The sequence below is a fragment of the Bacillus sp. CDB3 genome, from assembly GCF_002081505.1.
Classification (GTDB): Bacteria; Bacillota; Bacilli; order Bacillales; family Bacillaceae_G; genus Bacillus_A; species Bacillus_A cereus_AT.
This window is the reverse complement of record NZ_ALBR01000036.1, coordinates 1-2,175: the sequence shown is the minus strand read 5'-3', so window position 1 is coordinate 2,175 and position 2,175 is coordinate 1. Positions and strand designations below refer to the sequence as shown.

Here is a 2,175-nt window from a genome sequence, read left to right as displayed (position 1 = left end):
TTAGGGGTTAATATTAGAACGTATTGAAATACATCTATCATCACAATTTGATAGAGATTGTTTACTCTGAATTTTCGGTAAGTAAATAGTTACAGTTGTCCCGACGCCAACCTCACTCATTATACTTATTGTTCCTTGATGACTTTCAATAATTTTATAACTTAACATCAATCCAATACCGGTACCTTTTTCTTTCGTACTATAAAAAGGTTCACCTAATCTTTTAATTCTTTCTTCAGGTATTCCTATTCCTTCATCTATTACACTAATAATGACACCATTTTTATGTATTTCTTTTATATGGATTGAAATTTTCCCACCATCTAGCATTGCTTCAATTGAATTTTGCAAAATATTAATAAATACTTGTTTCAATTGATTTTCTGAGCATTCAATGATTATCTCTTTGGAATCTGTAAATAGTTCAACTTGAATATTTGTCATGATTGCTTTTGTATTAATTAGTGATACGACATTTTTAAAAATTTGATAAATATTTTTCTTTTCTGTATTTATTTCATCAGTTTTAGCAATCGACAAAAACTCTTGGAGGATTGCTTCTATTCTTTCTATTTCGGAAAGCATAAGGTCAAAATATTTTTCTTGATCTTCTTTATTAATTTGGAATAACTGTATAAATCCTTTAATTACAGTTAATGGGTTTCTCACTTCATGAGCTACACCGGCTGCTAATTGACCAATTGCCGCAAGTGTATCTGATTTATTTAGCAATTCTTCTGCCTTTTTCCGCTCTGTAATATCACGTACAATAATCATAATTTTATCTTGTAATAATGGTAAACATCTAGCTTCAAAGAAATCGATACTTCCATTAAGTGTTAGAGGATATTCTACAATTACATTCTTTCCTTCTTCTTTCAATTGGCGAATTGCTTCTTGAAATTGCTGCGCTACTGCAGATGGTAATATTTCGTAAAACTTTTTTCCCATAAAAGCTGCTGCGGGTACGTAAAATTTTGTAGGAGATCCTGCTTTATAATCTATAATTGTCCCATCATCTTCTGTTAAAAAACATAAATCTGGTAAAGCTTTAAAAATTAATTCTAATTCAGAAGTTTGTTGTATTAATTGCTCTTCTATCGCTTTTAAATGTGTAATATCTACACCAACAGCCCAGTAACTAAATCCTTTTACAGGAAACTGCTCTGATATATTGGACCACATTATCGTTTTAATTTCTCCATTTTTACATGTTAAACGCATTTCCCAATCTCTAAAATTTTTTCCGCAAGTCAAAAATTTATTTTGTATTTGATTGCGATAATTATGGTCAGGATACAGTAATCGAAGTGCGTCTGGATTCCCAATTATTTCTTCAGCAGTATAGCCTGTTACAATCTCGCATTCTCGATTCCACAAAACAAAATCTCCATTATAGTCAAGCGCATCAACCATAACGGGCATATTTTGTAAGATCGTATGTAATTCTTCCTCTTTTCGAGAAAGTAACGATGTATTTTGGGTTTGAAATACTTTTTTTCCCCCGTCTATAATGAGGTTAGAAAGCATTTCGAAATATTTTTTACAATGGAAGATTTCGCTTTTTTCGGACCATACAACAAAAGACCCTAAATATTGATTGTATAAGAAAATGGGGATTTCAATTTTGGGAAGTTTACATACTTTCATTCCATTAATTCCAAATGAAAATATACATTCGTTTTCAGCATCAAGAAGTTGATGTGATATGTTGGTTAAATTATAAAATTGTTCTGCCATGGTTTCTATTGTACTCACATCAATAAGTTCCATTAGCCGCGCATTCATCCCTTTTTCACCTCTATATGTAAAATTTATACAAATTTAAAATTCATACTTCTTCATTATACGAAGAAAGTGTGCATAGGTATATAGCTGTAGAATAATTATTCAAACAAATTCTATTTTTCAATTAAAAACAGAAAATTATATACGTATGAAGTGAAACTTAAATCAGTAAGTGTTATTTATCCCTCATACATTATTAGCCACACGAATCGTGATTATATAAACAGTGCGAATCTCACTTAACCTCCTTAAGTCCACCAAGTTTTCATATGTGAGTCTTACGCGCCACTAGTAGCGGTATTAAAACACAATAAAAGCAAAGTTCATAAAATTTTCACAATTAATATGAAAATTATAAACATTTATTCCAATATAATTCTATATAAT

At 30.3% G+C, this 2,175-nt stretch carries 1 protein-coding gene; it reads right to left on the bottom strand.

Going from position 1 to position 2,175, the window contains the following annotated elements:
• Complete coding sequence (locus CDB3_RS10905; RefSeq protein ID WP_128854496.1) at nucleotides 1–1,788, bottom strand: PAS domain-containing sensor histidine kinase; 1,788 nt, start codon at nucleotides 1,786–1,788, stop codon at nucleotides 1–3.
• Nucleotides 1,789–2,175: the final 387 nt, after the last annotated feature.

Bases quoted from the DNA above. Each gene is read 5' to 3' on its own strand.
- CDB3_RS10905 (WP_128854496.1), bottom strand. From the start codon at position 1,788: ATGAATGCGCGGCTAATGGAACTTATTGATGTGAGTACAATAGAAACC.